This window comes from Nitriliruptor sp., from assembly GCF_040882075.1.
In the GTDB taxonomy this organism is placed as follows: Bacteria; Actinomycetota; Nitriliruptoria; order Nitriliruptorales; family Nitriliruptoraceae; genus Nitriliruptor.
Genome location: NZ_JBBEBZ010000201.1, coordinates 1 through 16,697, shown reverse-complemented (window position 1 = coordinate 16,697; position 16,697 = coordinate 1). Strand labels below are relative to the sequence as shown.

13 protein-coding genes and 2 tRNA genes are annotated in these 16,697 nt (G+C 71.6%); 8 read left to right on the top strand and 7 right to left on the bottom strand.

The features are described from left to right. Positions 1–3 precede the first annotated feature (3 nt). Complete coding sequence (locus WEB03_RS13975; protein WP_368071528.1) at positions 4–990, bottom strand: DUF368 domain-containing protein; 987 nt, start codon at positions 988–990, stop codon at positions 4–6. Positions 991–1,077: 87 nt separating this feature from the next. On the opposite strand from WEB03_RS13975, the gene WEB03_RS13970 reads away from it, so the two are divergent. From WEB03_RS13970 to WEB03_RS13940, 7 genes are all read left to right on the top strand, one after another. Then, complete coding sequence (locus WEB03_RS13970; protein WP_368071527.1) at positions 1,078–2,148, top strand: DapH/DapD/GlmU-related protein; 1,071 nt, start codon at positions 1,078–1,080, stop codon at positions 2,146–2,148. Positions 2,149–2,151: 3 nt separating this feature from the next. After that, positions 2,152–3,315, top strand: coding sequence for a M20/M25/M40 family metallo-hydrolase (locus tag WEB03_RS13965; protein WP_368071526.1), 1,164 nt, complete (start codon positions 2,152–2,154; stop codon positions 3,313–3,315). Next, on the top strand, positions 3,315–4,040 hold the full coding sequence (locus WEB03_RS13960; protein WP_368071525.1) for a 2-phosphosulfolactate phosphatase: 726 nt from the start codon (positions 3,315–3,317) through the stop codon (positions 4,038–4,040). The genes WEB03_RS13965 and WEB03_RS13960 overlap by 1 nt, the downstream gene beginning before the upstream one ends. Before the next feature lie 63 nt (positions 4,041–4,103). Further along, complete coding sequence (locus tag WEB03_RS13955; RefSeq protein ID WP_368071524.1) at positions 4,104–4,460, top strand: universal stress protein; 357 nt, start codon at positions 4,104–4,106, stop codon at positions 4,458–4,460. Between the two features lie 67 nt (positions 4,461–4,527). Continuing rightward, entirely contained in the window at positions 4,528–6,162 is a 1,635-nt protein-coding gene (locus WEB03_RS13950) for a BCCT family transporter (RefSeq protein WP_368071523.1), read from the top strand. Positions 6,163–6,189: 27 nt separating this feature from the next. Beyond that, positions 6,190–7,809 carry an ATP-dependent DNA ligase gene (locus WEB03_RS13945; protein ID WP_368071522.1) on the top strand — a complete coding sequence of 540 codons (1,620 nt, stop codon included), beginning with the start codon at positions 6,190–6,192 and terminating at the stop codon, positions 7,807–7,809. Between the two features lie 95 nt (positions 7,810–7,904). After that, positions 7,905–8,576 carry an HNH endonuclease gene (locus tag WEB03_RS13940; RefSeq protein WP_368071521.1) on the top strand — a complete coding sequence of 224 codons (672 nt, stop codon included), beginning with the start codon at positions 7,905–7,907 and terminating at the stop codon, positions 8,574–8,576. A 67-nt stretch (positions 8,577–8,643) separates the two neighbouring features. On the opposite strand, the gene WEB03_RS13935 is transcribed toward WEB03_RS13940, so the two are convergent. From WEB03_RS13935 to purB, 4 genes are all read right to left on the bottom strand, one after another. Next, positions 8,644–8,716 (bottom strand) — tRNA-Glu (locus WEB03_RS13935). An 88-nt stretch (positions 8,717–8,804) separates the two neighbouring features. After that, positions 8,805–8,876: transfer RNA gene (locus WEB03_RS13930), tRNA-Gln, on the bottom strand. A gap of 156 nt (positions 8,877–9,032) precedes the next feature. Beyond that, positions 9,033–10,613, bottom strand: coding sequence for a glutamate--tRNA ligase (locus WEB03_RS13925; protein WP_368071520.1), 1,581 nt, complete (start codon positions 10,611–10,613; stop codon positions 9,033–9,035). A gap of 132 nt (positions 10,614–10,745) precedes the next feature. After that, the gene (gene purB, locus WEB03_RS13920; protein ID WP_368071519.1) at positions 10,746–12,164 is read right to left on the bottom strand and encodes an adenylosuccinate lyase; all 1,419 of its coding nucleotides are present in this window, start codon (positions 12,162–12,164) and stop codon (positions 10,746–10,748) included. A 208-nt stretch (positions 12,165–12,372) separates the two neighbouring features. Here purB and WEB03_RS13915 point away from each other — a divergent pair, with 208 nt between their 5' ends. Further along, on the top strand, positions 12,373–13,821 hold the full coding sequence (locus WEB03_RS13915; protein ID WP_368071518.1) for a hypothetical protein: 1,449 nt from the start codon (positions 12,373–12,375) through the stop codon (positions 13,819–13,821). Positions 13,822–14,093: 272 nt separating this feature from the next. Here the strand turns inward: WEB03_RS13915 and WEB03_RS13910 are convergent, their stop codons facing one another. Together WEB03_RS13910 and cimA are read right to left on the bottom strand one after the other, a co-directional pair. After that, positions 14,094–14,882 (bottom strand): fumarylacetoacetate hydrolase family protein, encoded by a 789-nt coding sequence (locus WEB03_RS13910; RefSeq protein ID WP_368071517.1) that lies wholly within the window; start codon positions 14,880–14,882, stop codon positions 14,094–14,096. After that, positions 14,879–16,528, bottom strand: a complete 1,650-nt coding sequence (gene cimA, locus WEB03_RS13905; RefSeq protein WP_368071516.1) for a citramalate synthase — start codon at positions 16,526–16,528, stop codon at positions 14,879–14,881. Before cimA ends, WEB03_RS13910 begins: the two co-directional genes overlap by 4 nt. Between the last annotated feature and the right edge of the window lie 169 nt (positions 16,529–16,697).

Sequence of the window (16,697 nt, the reverse complement as noted above, 5' to 3'; positions counted from 1 at the left end):
CCCTCAGGTCGCGTCGGCGACCCGTCGCGCGACGAAGGCGAAGGTCACGACCGCCACCACGCCGCCGACCATGACGGCGATCGCGAGGGGGACCTCGCTGCCGACCGGCGGTCCGAGGCTCGGGTCGCCCACACCGTCGGTGGATGGCCAGGGCCACAGCACCCGTGCGCTGCCGGCCATGAGTCCGAGGAGCGCGGCGAGGACGACGTCGTGGTGCTCGCGCAGCAGCCAGTTCAGCAGCGTGGAGAAGCTGGCCAGGCCGACGACGGCCCCGGCTGCGACCACGGTGAGCACGGTCACGTCGAAGTTGCTCACGCTGGCGATCACGAACTCGTAGACCCCGAACAGCAGCAGCAGGAACGATCCGCTGATGCCCGGCAGGATCAGGGCGCAGATGGCGATCGCCCCGCCGATGAACAGCAGCCACAGGGCGGGATCCGCCGACGTCGCGGCGCGTGCTCCGAGGGCCACGAACGTCACCGCGGCGACCGCGACGGCGATCACGGCGTGCCGGACCGACGGCGCGCGCAGCTCACCGGTGGCGACCACGGTCGCGCCGAGGACCAGCCCGAGGAAGATGGCCGACATGAGCACCGGCTCGTCCTCGAGCTGCTGCTCCAGGAACGAGGCGAGCGCCACGATCGCCGAGAACACGCCCGACAGGAGCGCGACGACGAAGACCCATTCGATCACGCCGAGGGCACGGATGGCCTCGCGGAGCTGCCCACGGACCAGCAGCGATGCGGCGCGCGCTGCCTGCCGGACGTTGGCGACGAGCCGTTCGTAGACACCGGCCACGAGCGCCACCGTCCCGCCGGAGAAGCCGGGGACGATGTCGGCCGTGCCCATCGCGAACCCGACCACGTAGGTGCCGAGGACGTCGAGCGGCAGGAACGGGGTCGCGCGTCGGTCCGCCTCGGGAGGTCGGGTCGCGACGATGTCGTCCTCGTCGGGGTCCCGCGAGGGGTCGACGTGCGACGGTTCGGTCACAGGGACGGGCTCCGGGCCGGAGGTGGGCGAGGCGCGGACGGTAGCGTTCCCCTCCGGCCCAGAACCCGCGCCCCCGACGGAGCTCCCGTGTCCGCCTCCCCTCCCCGCCCCGCCCACGGCGTCGGGGTCGCCACACGTTCGACCCGCGGCGACGGCACGAAGGTGCTCGACACCTGGTACCCGCATGTCCGCCTCGACGCGCCGGGGGCCCGCGCCATCGCGGACGCGCTCGGCCACGTCGAGGGGACCGAGACCCACGAGCTCACCGCCGCACACGTCACCGCGCTCGAGCAGGCCGGTGCCGACGGCGAGGTGCTCGTCGCCGTCCGTGGCGCGATCGCCGCTGCCGCCCAGCCGCCCAGCGCACCGACGGGGACCGAACGGGTCGCGGTGGTCACCTTCGTCGAGGACCTCGACGCGCCACCGGTCGACGCCCACGACGCCTACCTCCGCCTCCACCTGCTCTCGCACCGGGTCGTCGCCCCGCACGCGATCTCGCTGGAGGGCGCGTTCGGGGTGCTGCACAACGTGGTGTGGACCGACCTCGGTCCGTGCGACCCGGACGGGTTCGAACAGCTGCGGCTCGACCTGCACGCCGCCGGGCACCGCGTCCGGGTCACCTCGGTGGACAAGTTCCCCCGGATGACCGACTACGTGGTCCCGTCGGGGGTGCGGATCGCCGACGCGGACCGGGTGCGGCTCGGTGCGCACCTCGCCTCCGGCACGACGGTGATGCACGAGGGTTTCGTCAACTTCAACGCGGGGACGCTCGGGTCCTCGATGGTCGAGGGGCGCATCTCGGCGGGCGTGGTCGTCGGCGACGGGTCCGACCTCGGCGGCAGCGCGTCGGTGATGGGCACCCTGTCGGGCGGCGGCAAGGAGGTCATCCGCATCGGCGAACGCACCCTCCTCGGCGCGAACGCCGGCATCGGCATCTCGCTCGGGGACGACTGCATCGTCGAAGCCGGCCTCTACGTGACCGGCGGGACGAAGGTGACGTTGCCCGACGGCAGCATCGTGAAGGCCCGCGACCTGTCCGGCCGCGACGGGCTGCTGTTGCGACGCGACTCGGTGTCCGGGGCGGTGACCGTGGCCGACCGCGAGGGCTCGACCACCGACTGGGGCGGGCTCAACGCCGCGCTCCACGCGAACGACTGACCGGTGACCCCCGACGTATCCACCCTCCGGGACGACCTCGTCGCGCGGCTGCTCGACCATTGCGGCCAGGTGTGCGTGACCGGCGATGAGGACCCGATCGCCACGACGGTCGCAGCTCGGTACACCGAGCTCGGCGAGCCGGTCACCCGCGTCGGCAACAGCATCGTGGTGGACGGACGGCGACCGGGACGCGACGCGCCGCTGGTCCTGCTCGTCGGGCACCTCGACGTCGTGCCACCCACCGACGACGATCGCGAACCGCGCGTGGCCACGATCGGTGACACCGAGGTCGTGATCGCCCGCGGCGCGTCGGACATGAAGGCGGGCAACGTCATCGCGATGGCCGCGTTCGAGGACGGCGAGCTGCGCGATACCTCGCCGTACGACCTGGCACTCGTCCTGTACGGGGGCGAGGAAGGGGGCGCCGAGGACAACGAGCTGCGCGAGGTGCTCGACACGGTCCCGTGGCTGACCGAGGCAGCGCTGGCCATCGTGCTCGAGCCGACCGATGGCGAGGTCCAACTCGGCTGCCTCGGCGGCATCCACGCCGAGCTGCGGTTCGTCGGCCAGCAAGCCCACTCGGCGCGACCGTGGCACGGCGAGAACGCCCTGACCAAGGCCGGCCGTTTCCTCGCCGAGCTGCACGACGACCACGTGCGCGACGTCGAGGTGGATGGCATCGCCTACCGCGACGTGTGGTCCGCCACGATGGCCTGGACACCAGGACTCGCGCCCCGAGCACGGGGCGACGGCCTCGAGCCCGGCGAACGCGTCGCCCGACCGTTCCGCAACGTGGTCCCCGGTACGTTCACGGTGAACCTCAACCTCCGGTTCGCTCCGTCCCGATCGCTCGAGGACGCCGAGGTCGAGCTCCGCGACCGGGTCGGCGAGCGCGCCGAGGTCACCGTCGTCGACCTCGCTCCTCCTGCTCCGCCGCGCCTCGACCACCCCGTGGTGCGGGCGTTCGTGAACACGGTGGGGGCGCCGGTCGCCGCCAAGCAGGCCTGGACCGACGTGGCGCGCTTCGCCGAGGTCGGCGTCCCGGCCCTCAACTACGGCCCTGGGCTGACCGCGCAGGCCCACCAACGCGGCGAGTTCGCCCCGATCGACGCGATGGTCACGGGTCACGATCAGCTGGTCCGGTTCCTGACGACCCCGCGGTCCTGATGGAGGTCCGGTTCGTCCCGCTCGCGGAGGCGGAGGACGACGAGGTCGTGGTCGTCATCGACGTGCTGCGGGCCTTCACGACCGTCCCCTGGCTGTTCGCTCGCGGCGTCGCTCGCGTCCTCGCGGTGGACCGACCCGAACGGGCGGTCGCGCTCCGCGACGACCACCTGCCGGACGCGCTGCTCGCCGGCGAGGTGGGAGGTGAACCGCCGCCCGGGTTCGACCTCGGCAACTCGCCGACGGAAGTGGCCGCGTCGTCGCTCCCCCTCGAGGGCGCGACCGTGATCCACCGCACGTCGGCGGGGACGCAGGGGCTGGTCCGCTGCGCGGGTTCGGGGGCGTTGTTCGCGGCGTCGTTCGTCACCGCAGCGGCGACCGCGCGGGCCGTCGCTGCCCTCCAGCCACGGCGCGTGACGTTCGTGATCACCGGCGAGTCGCTCGGTCGGGACGGCGACGAGGACCTGGCGGCAGCGGAGCTCATCGCTGCACGCCTCCGTGGCCTGGAACCCGACGCGGCGCCGTTCCTCGCCCGCGTCGCGCCGTCCGATGCCGGCCGGAACTTCACCGACGAGGGTCCGGACTGGGCGCCGGCCTCGGACCTCGAGGCAGCCTGTGAGCTCGATCGGTTCGACCGCGCCGTGCCTGCTGGCATCGCGACCGACGGGTCGGGGACACCGCTCGGGGCCGTCGCTGCGGTCATCGAGCTCCGCCTGACCTGCGGCTGACCGGTCGGTCCGAGCGCGGCAGGTGCTCGCTAGCGTCCGGGAGAGCCGAGGTCGGAGACGCACGTGGCGGATGCAGCGGACACGATCGTCGTCGGGGTCGATGGTTCCAAGGCATCACGCGCCGCCGTCTCCTGGGCGGCCCGGCACGCCCGTCGGACCGGCATCGAGCTCGTCCTCCTCCACGCGGCGGAGAGCGGTCGACCGCGTTCCCGTCGCTCCCTCCGGGGGATCACGGGACCGGCGTCGACCTCGAGCCCTACGCCGAGGAACTCGGCGACACCTCGCAGCTCTCGGTGCGACGACGTGTGGTCGAGAAGCCACCGGTTCGCGCCCTCCTCGACGCGAGCGCGGGGGCCGCGATGCTCGTGCTCGGCCGGCCCCACGGGCTCGTCAGGTCCTGGCCCGGTCCGACCTCCCTGACCCGACGCGTGCTTGCGGGCGCCGACTGTCCGGTCGTGCTGGTCCCCGAACGCCTCGGAAGCTCCTCGTGAGCGACGCCTCTCCGCCACCGGCCGGTCCGGCGGCTACCACCGCCCCCTCCCCGCTCGTGACGACGCGTCGCTTCCTGGGCGTCGACATCGCACCGGCCGTCTTCGTGCCGTCCGCGGCGCTCATCCTGGCGTTCGTGGTGTTCGGGGTCGCGGCGCCCGACACCGCCAACGACATCTTCGGTGAGGTCCAGACCTGGATCGTCACGAACCTCGGGTGGCTCTACACCCTCGCCGTCTCGGGGTTCCTCGTCTTCGTCCTGTGGGTCGGTCTCGGACGGTTCGGGCACGTACGCCTCGGCCCGCCGGACGCCCGACCCCGGTACTCCTACGTGGCGTGGTTCGCGATGCTGTTCAGCGCCGGCATGGGGATCGGCGTGCTGTTCTGGTCGGTCGCCGAACCGCTCGCGCACTTCGCCAACCCGCCGTACGGCGACGCGGAGACGGCCGAAGCCGCGCGTCAGGCCATGGTGCTGACCTACCTGCACTGGGGGCTGCACGGTTGGGCGATCTACGTGGTCATCGGGCTCGGCCTCGCGCTGATGGCCTACCGGCTGCGCCTGCCGATGGCGATGCGGTCGCTGCTGCACCCACTCATCGGGGACCGCATCTACGGCCCGATCGGTCACACCGTCGACGTGTTCGCCATCCTCGGCACGATGTTCGGTGTCGCGACGACCCTCGGCATCGGTGCCCAGCAGCTCGGTGCCGGCCTCGAGCGGCTCTTCGGCGTCTCGAACGGCCTGTCGACGCAGCTGTGGGTCATCGGCCTCGCGACGCTCGCGGCGACGATCTCGGTCGTCTCCGGGCTCGATCGTGGGATCAAGCTGCTCAGCCAGGCGGCGCTGTACCTCGGCATGGCGATGCTGGGTTTCGTGCTGATCGCCGGTCCGACGGCGTACGCGCTGACCGCGACCGTCGACAGCATCGGGCTCTACCTCCAGCGGCTCCCCGAGACCGCCTTCCGTGGCACCACCTCGGCCGACGCGACGTGGATGGGCAACTGGACGCTGTTCTACTGGGGGTGGTGGTTGGCGTGGTCCCCGTTCGTCGGCATGTTCGTCGCCCGGGTGTCGCGTGGTCGCACGGTGCGCGAGTTCGTGCTGGGGGTCCTGCTGGTGCCCTCCCTGGTGATCGCCCTCTGGTACGGCGTCTTCGGCAACATCGCCCTCCGGCGGGTGCTCCAGGGTGACGACGCGTTCCTCGACGCTGCGGTCAACGACGTCCCCGTGGCGATCTTCGACTTCTTCGACGCGTTCCCGCTCACCTCCGTGGTCTCGGTCGTCGGCCTGCTCGTGATCGTCGTCTACTTCGTGACCTCGTCCGACTCGGCGCCCTTCGTGATCGACATGCTCGCTTCGCATGGCGACGAGGATCCACCGGTCGGCACCCGGGTGTTCTGGGCGATCAGCGAGGGCCTCGTCGGCGGCACGCTCCTGGTCGCGGGCGGCCTCCAAGCCATGCGGACCTTCCAGATCACCACCGGCCTGCCGCTGCTGGTGCTCACCGTCGTGACCTGCGTCGCCATCGTGACGGTCCTGCGCCGCGAGGTCGATGCCCCGGACCGGCTCGGCGCGGAGCGTGGGATCGCCACCGTGGGGTCCGCACCGACCGTGACCGACGGGTCGCGCTGACGCAGCGCGGGCGGGCGAGGAGGTCACGTGCAGCTGGCGGAACTGGTCGCGGCGAGCCAGCGGGTCGGTGCCACCAGGTCCCGGACGGCCAAGGTCGCCGCGCTCGCCGACGTCATCACCGCGGCGGACCTCGAGCTGCTACCGACCGTCGTCGCCTACCTGTCGGGTGAGCCACGCCAGGACCGCCTCGACCTCGGACCGTCGGCGATGTTCGGGACCGATGTACCCGCCGCGTCGGACGGTTCCTTGTCCATCGCCGAGGTGGACGCTGCGCTCCAACGCATCGCGGACACGCCCGCCGGGGCGGGGTCGCGGACCGCGCGCATCTCCGCGCTCACCGATCTGCTCGGGCGGGCGACCGCCGAGGAGCAGGAGTGGCTCCGTCGTCTGGTGGTGCGTGACCTCCGCCAGGGTGCGTTGGCCGGCCTGCTCACCACCGCGATCGCCCGCGCCACCGACGTTCCGGAGCCCGCGGTCCGCCGCGCCGCGATGCTCTCGGGTGACCTGCGGATCACCGCCGTCGCGGCCGTGACGGGTGGCGAGCGGGCCCTCGACGCGTTCGGGCTCGAGGTCGGACGTGCGCTCGAGCCGATGCTCGCCTCGACGTCCGCGTCGGTCACCGACGCGCTCGAGGCCAGCGCAGGCGCGGACGGGGCCACCGAGGTCGTGGTCGAGGCCAAGCTCGACGGCGCCCGGGTGCAGGCCCACCGGAGCGGGGACGAGGTGCGGCTGTTCACACGCAACCTCAACGTCGTCACCCACCGGCTGCCCGAGGTCGTCGCCGTCGTGCGGTCGCTGCCGGTCCGCTCCGTCGTGCTCGACGGGGAGGTGCTCGCGCTCGACGACCACGGTCGTCCTCGCCGGTTCCAGGACACCATGGCGCGGGTCGGCCGCGGACGCGAGGCGACAGCCGATGGCGAGGACGTCCCCTTGAGCGTGCGGTTCTTCGACATCCTCCACCTCGACGGTGAGGACGTGATCGACCGGCCGCTGCGAGATCGGCTCGAGGTGCTCGTGCGCGCCGTTCCCGATGGATCGCGTGTCGACCAGCTCGTCACGGCCGACCCGGACGAGGCCGAAGCCTTCCTCCAGCGGACCCTCGCGGCAGGACACGAGGGGGTGATGGTCAAGGATCTCGACGCGCCGTACGAGGCGGGCCGGCGGGGCGCGACCTGGCGCAAGGTCAAGCCGGTCCACACCCTCGACCTCGTGGTCCTCGCCGCGGAGTGGGGGTCCGGGCGGCGACACGGGTGGTTGTCGAACATCCACCTCGGCGCGCTGGCCGAACCCGGTGACCCCGTCGACGTCGAACACGGTGGCCTCGGCTTCACCATGCTCGGCAAGACCTTCAAGGGCATGACCGACGAACTGCTGGCCTGGCAGACCGAGCAGCTGCTGGCACGCGAGGTGCGCCGCGAGGGCCACGTCGCCTCGGGCTCGGGGAGCGACCATGTCGTGCACGTGCGACCGGAGCTGGTCGTGGAGGTGGCGCTCGATGGGTTCGTGCGTTCGACCCGCTACGCCGGCGGGATCGCGATGCGGTTCGCGCGCGTCCGCGGCTACCGGCACGACAAGGACGCCGACGCTGCGGACACGCTGACCGCGGCGCGGGCGATCTTCACCGGCGAGCGGCCCCCGACGGGCTGACCCGCCCGTGCTCTCGGGGCTGGACATCGCCGCGTCACAGGTCGGTGGCAAGGTGCTCGTGGGAGGCGGACCACGCCGGCGGACAGGAGCACCTCGTGGCCCGCGAGCACGTGAGCTGTCAGGAACCCGACTGCCACCGCCCGGTCCAGAGCCGCGGGTGGTGCGGGATGCACTACAAGCGCTGGCTGCGGACCGGGGCAGCGGTCCGAGGCGAGCGACCGCGGACCTGCGCCGTCGACGGCTGCGAACGGGACGCCAAGTCGCGGGGTTGGTGCCACGCCCACTACCAGCAGTGGCGACGCCACGGAGACGAGTCGGCGCTCCGTCCGCTGCGGTCCACCGGCCCGTGCGAGGTCGACGGCTGCTGCGACCGACAGCGCTACGCACGGACGTACTGCGGTACGCACTACAAGCGCCTGGTCCTCACGGGTGACGTACGCGCAGATCAGCCCATCCGGATCGTCCAAGGCGATGGGTACGAGCACCAGGGCTACTGGCTCGTTCCCGTCCCGGCGGACGAGCGCTGGCTCATCGGTGGCGACCGAACCGCAGCCGAGCACCGACTCGTGATGGCGCGGTACCTCGGACGGCCGCTGCATCCGGACGAGACGGTGCACCACCGCAACGGCGTCCGCCACGACAACCGACTCGAGAACCTCGAGCTCTGGTCGTCGGCCCACCCCTCCGGTCAGCGAGTACAGGACAAAGTTCTCTTCGCACGCCGCATCCTGGAACGCTACGCGCCGGAGCTGTTGACGGACCCCTGAACACGAGAACGGGCTCGCACGTGGTGTGCGAGCCCGTTCCGTGGCCATCCACAGCTTGTGGACATCGTAGTCCCGAGGAGATTTGAACTCCCGTTTCCGCCTTGAGAGGGCGGCGTCCTAGGCCCCTAGACGACGGGACCGCGCGTGCTCCACCACGGTGGAGCGGGCGGGAGCCTAACCGAGGTCAGGCACCCGGGTCGAACCGCGGGCGGACCCGTGGTCGACCTGCTCGGGGGGAAGGACTCGAACCCTCAATAACTGGACCAGAACCAGTCGTGTTACCGATTACACCACCCCCGAAAGGTGGATGCTCGCGACGTCGTGGTTCCGTCGGCACGGGCGGCTGCGGATGGTACGGACGCCGGGACAGGCGCGCAAAAGGCCGCACGGAGCGCGCGACCCGCGGCCGCTCCTCCAGCCGTCGGTCCTGCCCCCGCCCGGCGCCGCAGCTCGGGGTCAGCCCTCGGGCGCGTGGGCCCGGGCGACGGGGAGCGCGGCGTCGAGGCGGGCGAGCACGACCTCGCGGTCGAGCAGTTCGATCGACTCGAACAGCGGCGGGCTCACCGAGGATCCGGTGACCGCGACCCGGATCGGCTGGGCGACCTTGCCGAACCCGCTGCTGAGCTCCTCGGGGAGGGTACGCAACGCCGCCTCGATGGCTTCGACGGTCCAGTCGACGTCCGCCAGCACCCGCCGTGCGGCCTCGATCGCTGCCACCGCTCCGGGCTTGGTGAACACCTTGGCCACCGAGGCCTCGTCGAGCGCGACCTCGGCGGTCAAGAACGGGGGGGCGTAGCCCTGGACCTCGTCGAGCCGCTGCATGCGTTCCTGCACGAGCGGGACCAGACCGCCCACGACCGCGAGCTGCGGCTCCGTCGGCGGGTCGTCGAGCAGACGATCGCCGTAGGTGCCGTCGAGGAACGGCACGAGCAGCGTCGACAGCTCCGCTGGGTCGAGCTCGCGGATCCGTTCCCCGTTGAACGCGGTCAGCTTGTCGACGTCGAAGGCGGCGGCGGACCGCCCGACACCGGACACGTCGAACGCGGCGATCAACTCGTCGTCGTTCAGACGCTCGCGGCCGTCCGGGTGGGACCAACCGAGCAACGCGAGGTAGTTGCGCAGGGTGGCCGGCAGGAAGCCCTGCCGCGCGAACTCCTGGATGGCCACCGACCCGTGCCGCTTGGACAGCTTCTTGCGGTCCATGCCGACGACCATCGGCAGGTGGGCGAAGCTGCTCGGAGCACCCCAGGCGGGGTCGCGGGCCGGGAGCCCGACCTCGTCGAGGGCCGCGTCGAGCAGCCCGTCCCGGACCAGCAGGTCGTGGATGAGCAGCTGCCGGGGTGTGACCGACAGCAGATCCTCGCCGCGGCAGATGAGCGAGATCCCCTGCGCGACATCGTCCACGGAGTTGGCGAGCGGGTAGGTCGCCGAACCGTCCGAGCGCACGAGCACCGGATCGGAGATCTGCTCCCAGTCGAACCGCACCTCACCGCGGACGAGATCGTCGACCACGACGTGGCCGGTCTCGGGGGTCGCCAGCCGCAGCGAGGCGGGACGTCCCTCGGCGGTGAAGCGCGCCACCTCGTCGTCGCTGTGGCGGAACCCGGAGGCCTTCACCACGGGCGGCCCGTCGCCGCCGCCGGCACGGGCGGACGCGCGCCACGCCTCGAGCTCCTCGGCGGTCCGGAAGTCGCGGTAGAGGTGGCCGGCCTCCTCGAGCCGCCGTCCGACGGCCGTGTACAGCTCGAGCCGCGAGGACTGCCGGTACGGACCATGGTCGCCGCGCTCGGCGCCGAGCGGGTCGGCGGGGTCGGGTCCCTCGTCCCAGTCGAGCCCGACCCACGACAGGGCCTCGATCATCGACCGCATCGACTCCTCGGTCGCCCTGGCCGCGTCGGTGTCCTCGATACGGAACACGAACGTGCCGCCGTGGTGGCGGGCGTGCAGCCAGTTGTAGAGGGCGGCACGGACGCTACCGACGTGGAGCACGCCGGAGGGTGCCGGGCAGAAGCGCACACGCACGGGTGCGTCGGTCACGGGGGCCTCGTCGGGTCGGGGACGGTCGGTGCGATGGTAGGCCGGGGCCGGGACCACCTCGTTCGTGACCGTCCCACCGGCCTGGCGGTTGGGGCCCTCCGGCACCCCGTCACGACCTGACGGGACGAGGGCTCACAGGATCGCGGCGGGCCGGTAGCGGGACGCCTCCGGGTGACGCCCCGTGATGTCACCGACCGCGGCGACGAACCGTTCCACCTGCACGGGCGCGGCACCGACGAACGTGGTCGGGTCCGCGACCAGCTCCTCGAGTTCCGCCCGGTCGAACGGCAACCGGTCGTCGGCGGCGAGCCGATCGAACAGGTCGTTGTGCTCCTGCCCGGATTCCCTCAGTGCCAGCGCGGCGGCCACCGCGTGCTCCTTGATGACCTCGTGCGCGGTCTCGCGGCCCACGCCAGCTCGCAGCGCAGCGACCAGCACGCGGGTGGTCCCGAGGAACGGCAGGTAGCGGGCGAGCTCCCGCTCGATGACCGCCGGGTACGCGCCGAACTCCACCAGGACGGTCAGGAAGGTCTCGAACAGCCCGTCGAGGGCGAGGAAGGCGTCGGGGAGCGCGACGCGTCGGACCACCGAATCCGACACGTCCCCCTCGTTCCACTGGTCGCCGGCCAGACCGGCGACCATCGTGAGGTAGCCGTCGAGCACCAACTTGAGCCCGTTGACGCGCTCGCAGGAGCGGGTGTTCATCTTGTGGGGCATCGCCGACGATCCCACCTGGCCCGCCTGGAAGCCCTCGGTGACCAGCTCCTGACCGGCCATCAGACGGATGGTCTTGGCCAGGCTCGAGGGTCCGGATGCGACCTGGACGAGCGCCGACACGACATCGAGGTCGAGCGACCGCGGGTAGACCTGCCCGACGTTGTCGAGCCGTGCCGGGATCCCGAGGTGCGTCGCGATCCGGTCCTCGAGCTCGTCCAAGGTCGACTGCTCCCCACCGAGCAGGTCGAGGGCATCCTGCTGGGTGCCGACGGGCCCCTTGAGGCCGCGCAGCGGGTAGCGGGCGATGAGGTCCTCGATCCGCAGGAGGGCTTGCCGGAGCTCCTCACCGGCGTTGGCGAACCGCTTGCCGAGGGTGGTGGCCTGCGCGGGCACGTTGTGGCTGCGACCGGTCACGACGGTGGTGGTGTGTTCGGCTGCACGATCGGCCAGGAGTGCGAGCGCGGCGACGATGCGGTCGCGTACGACCAGCAGCGAGCGCTGGACCTGGAGCTGCTCGACGTTCTCGGTCAGGTCGCGGGAGGTCATCCCCTGGTGGATGTGCTCGTGGCCGGCCAGCGCGTTGAACTCCTCGATGCGAGCCTTCACGTCGTGGCGCGTCGTCCGTTCCCGTTGCCCGATGGACGCGAGATCCACGTCCTCCATCACGCGTTCGTAGTCGTCGACCACGCCGTCCGGGACGCTCACACCCAGCTCAGCCTGCGCGCGGAGCACCGCGATCCACAGCTGGCGCTCGAGCACCACCTTGCCCTCCGGGGACCAGATGGCGGTCATCGCGTCGGAGGCGTAGCGGCTGGCGAGGACGTTGGGGATCACGGGTGCGCCTCGGCGGTGGGCGGCGGCGGGGAACGCATCGAAGCACGACGGACCGCGGGCGACCCCTTCCGCGCCCAGCGATGGTCCCACCACATCGCCGCCGAAGGTCCCGACGGGACGCGGCCAAGGCCTCCAGGGTCCCACCCCCAGGGCTGTCATGGTTGCACGAACACCCCACCCGACTACCAACACAACGAGGAGCACGACGATGATGAAGGTCCACCTCCGAGACGATGGGCTGCTGCAACTGCCAGCCGAGGCGGTGAAGGCGTCGGCGATCGCGTTCCTGCGGATCTTCCTCGGGATGATGTGGCTGTTCGAGGTCACCGTCGGACACAACTGGAAGATCGGCGGCTTCGGCTCCGGCGCCAACCCCACCTGGATGGGCTCCGGCGCAGGTGACGCGGTCCGTGAGGAATCCGCGTTGGCGGTCGCCGACGGGACCTACTCGTGGTTCGCCTGGATCTTCGAGTCGGTCATCAGCCCCAACGCCGTGGCGTTCAGCTACTTCGTGATCGGCCTGCAGGTCCTGCTCGCCGTCGCGTTCATCGTCGGTTTCGCGGTCCGGCCACTGGCGGTGGCCGCCCTCGGCATGGACGTCAGCATCATGATGCTGGGCAACTCCCGCATCCCACCGTTCTTCGCGGCGATGCACCTGTTCGTCCTCGTCACCGGCGCCGGGAACTACTTCGGGCTCGACGGTCTGATCATGGAGCGCACCCGCGGTGCCACTAGCGGTGCCGCCCGCGCGGTCCGCTGGCTGATCGACCTGCCGGTCTTCAAGCGGGAGTACATCCCCGCCGCGATCGCTGCGTTCAGCCTCGTCGGCGTCTTCTTCTTCATCACCATGGGCAGCCGCTCGACGGGTCGCTTCACCTTCGTGGCCATGGAGTTCGTGGTCCTGTCGGCGCTGATCGTCCTCGGCCTGTACGCCACCAACCGGTACGGCGACACGACGGCGGCGCTGGTCTCCGTCCTGCGCATCTTCGTCGGCTTCCGGTTCCTGCACGAGATCTGGGCCCGGGTCGACCCCGGCATCAACGCGCTGCCGGGCTTCGCGAGCGCCGAGGCTCAGACCGAGGTGTTCACCACCATCGTCGGCAACCACTGGGCGTTCGTCGGCAGCCTCGTCGACAGCCTCATCCTGCCGGCCATGGGCTTCTGGGTCGTGGTGTTCGGTGCGGTCCAGCTGACCGTGGGTGTCGCGCTGGTCGTCGGCTACCGCACCCGCCTGTTCGGCCTGGTCGGCCTCGGCTACCTCGCCGTGATGATCGCGCTCGGCATGACCCGCCTGGCTCCGTTCGTGTTCGGTCTGCTCGTGGTCGTGGTCGCGCTCGCTGGCGGACGCCTCCTCAGCCTCGACAGCCTCCGCGCCCCCGCAGGCCAGGAGCAGTTCGGTCTGCCCGTCCCGACCAAGGCGGTCCCGATCCTGCTGGCCCTCGCCGCGATCAACGCGGTCGCAGCGACGGCCACGGCCTTCAACCTCGGCATCACCCCCGACGGGTACACCGACTCGATGACCGCGATGGTCACCGCGTTCGTGGCGATGCTGAGCGGTCTGCTGGCCTTCGTCGGGTGGCTGCAGCAGCACCCGGACCTCGACCACAGCGGCGAGATGGTGCACGTCCCGACGAGGGGCGAGCCAGAGCTGGTCTGATCCTTCGGTACCGCGTGAGGGCCCCCGCCGCGGCGGGGGCTCTCGCACGCCGCGATCAGGAGCCGGTGCGGACACGGAACACGCGATGGCGCTGGTTCCGTGCAGCCCCGGGCCAACGTGTCGACGTCGTCGCACGGAACACGCGGCTGCGCCGGTTCCGGGCAGCGGATGCCCGGCCCCACGCGGACGAGCGCACGGAACCCGCGGTGGCGCCGGTTCCGTGCCACCCGACGACGTGCCAGGGAGCAGCCCTCGCGGTCTCACCTCGCTCGTCAGGGGGAGGCGAGCTGGTGGTCGGGCCGGTCGACGACGGGGTTCTCGAGCACGCCGATGCCTTCGATCTCGACCCGGACCTTCTGGCCGGCGGCGAGGGGCCCCACGCCGGCCGGCGTGCCGGTGAGGATGACATCGCTCGGCAGCAGGGTGGTGACCTGGCTGATCTCGCTGACGAGCGCCGCCACGTCCCACACCAGGTCGGCGGTCGAACCGTCCTGGCGCACCTCCCCATCGACCGTGCAGCGGATGCGCAACGCCGATGGGTCGAGGTCGGTGGCGATGGCCGGACCGAGCGGGCAGAAGCTGTCGAAGCCCTTGGCGCGGAACCACTGGTTCTCGCGGCGCTGCAGGTCACGGGCGGTGATGTCGTTCGCGCAGGTGAACCCGAGGATGCCGGCGCGGGCCTGCTCGGGGGTCACCCGCTGCAGGAGCGCGCCGATGACGATCGCGAGCTCGGCCTCGTGGTGGACCTCGGAGGACAGGTCGACCGGCAAGCGGATGGGTTCACCCGGGCCGATCACCGACGACGACGGCTTGAGGAAGAACAGCGGCTCGTCGGGGACCTCGCCGCCCATCTCGGCGGCGTGGTCGCGGTAGTTCTTGCCCACGCACACGATCTTGGACGGGATGACCGGCGCGAGCAGCTGCAGGCCCTGGACGGGCACGCGCTCGCCGGTCGGGCGGTGGGCCGCGAACGGGTGCGGGGCGATGACGGCGACCTCGGAGCCGTCGAGCATCCCGTAGCGGGGACCCTCGTCGCCCGCGAAGCGGATGAACCGGGTCACGAGGTGCTCCCTGCGTCGGCGGTCGCGCCGAGGCGCAGGATCGCGTGGGTGTAGGCGTCCGAGAGCGCGAGCCACGACGCCTCGACCACGTTGGCGTGGACGCCGACGGTGTCCCACTTGGTGGTCCCGTCGGTCGCGGTCACCAGCACGCGGGTCACCGCATCCGTCCCCGCAGCAGCCTCGAGGATGCGGACCTTGTAGTCGGCGAGGTGGACCCGATCGAGGTGTGGCCAGGTGCCGTTGACGGCGTTGCGGAAGGCGTGATCGAGCGCGTCGACGGGCCCGTTGCCCTCTCCGGCGCCGAGCCGGCGGACGCCACCCACCTCGACGGCGAGGATGGCCTCGGCGGGGCCCTCCCCCGCGGTCGCCTCCGCAGCGCCACCCGTGACGTTCACGCGGTAGTGCTGGGACCGGAACGGTTCCTGGTCGTCGGTCAGGAAGCCAGCGACGCGGCGCAGCAGCAGACCGAAGGAGGCGTCGGCGGCCTCGTAGGTCCAGCCGAAGGCCTCGCGGCGTTTGACCTCTGCCAGCACCGCGCGCGCCTGGGCGTCGTCGACCTCGACGCCGAGCTCGCGGGCCTTCAGCACGATGTTGCTGCGACCGGCCAGCTCGCTGACCACCAGGCGCTGGCGGTTGCCGACCTCGTCCGGGTCGATGTGTTGGTACATGTCCGGCGCCTTGGCCAACGCCGACGCGTGCAGACCAGCCTTGTGGCTGAACGCGGTGTGCCCGACGTAGGGGGCGACGTCCGGCGTCGACTGGTTGCACAGCTCGGCGACGGTGTGGCTGATCTCGGTCAGACGCTCGAGCTGGTCGGGACGCACGAGGGGCAGCCGCCGCTTGAGCTGCAGGTCGGCGATGATCGTGAACAGGTTCGCGTTGCCGCAGCGTTCCCCGAGACCGTTGGCGGTGCCCTGGACCTGGACCGCGCCTGCCTCGATACCGAGCATCGAGTTGGCCACCGCGCAGCCGCCGTCGTCGTGGAAGTGCAGGCCGACGTCGCACGGCAGGTCGGACACCAGGCCACGGACGATCTCGAGCACGCCCCACGGCATCGCACCGCCGTTGGTGTCGCACAGCACCACGCACTCGGCACCCGCCTCACCCGCGACGCGGACGACGTCCCGGGCGTAGGCCTCGTCACGGGCCAGCCCGTCGAAGAAGTGCTCGGCGTCGAAGAACACGCGCTTGCCGAGCGAGGTGAGGTGCTCGATCGAGTCGCGGACCATCGCGAGGTTCTCGTCACGCGGGACGCCGAGCGCCTCGTCGACGTGGTAACCCCAGGACTTGCCGACGAGGCACACCACGTCGGTTCGCGCCGCCACCAGCGCGGCGATCTGCGGATCGTCCTCGGCGCGACGGCCGCCACCACGGGTCATCCCGAACGCGACGAGGGTGGCGTGCAGATCGAGCTCCCCGTCGGCGGCGCGGCGGAAGAACTCGGTGTCCTTGGGGTTCGCGCCGGGCCAGCCGCCCTCGATGTAGGCGACCCCGAGCTCGTCCATACGACGGGCGACGCGCAGCTTGTCGTCGACCGAGAGGGTGACGCCCTCGCGCTGGGTGCCGTCACGCAGCGTCGTGTCGTACAGGTCGAGACGCGTCCCGGTCCTGGACAGATCCTGCGGCGGCAGCGGGCTGTGGCCCATCGGTGGCCCTTCCTCGGTCGGCCTACGGCCGGTCGTGGTGGGCCGGGGAGCGCGAACGGACCGGGACGTCGAGGCGACCGGGCCGCTCCCGCAGCCCGGCGCACCGGTCTACGGGAGCGGTCGGATGATGATCTCGAGCCGGGGACGCACGACCGGACGACCGCCCACG

Bases quoted from the DNA above. Each gene is read 5' to 3' on its own strand.
- WEB03_RS13915 (WP_368071518.1), top strand. From the start codon at position 12,373: ATGATGAAGGTCCACCTCCGAGACGATGGGCTGCTGCAACTGCCAGCC.
- WEB03_RS13960 (WP_368071525.1), top strand. From the start codon at position 3,315: ATGGAGGTCCGGTTCGTCCCGCTCGCGGAGGCGGAGGACGACGAGGTC.
- cimA (WP_368071516.1), bottom strand. From the start codon at position 16,528: ATGGGCCACAGCCCGCTGCCGCCGCAGGATCTGTCCAGGACCGGGACG.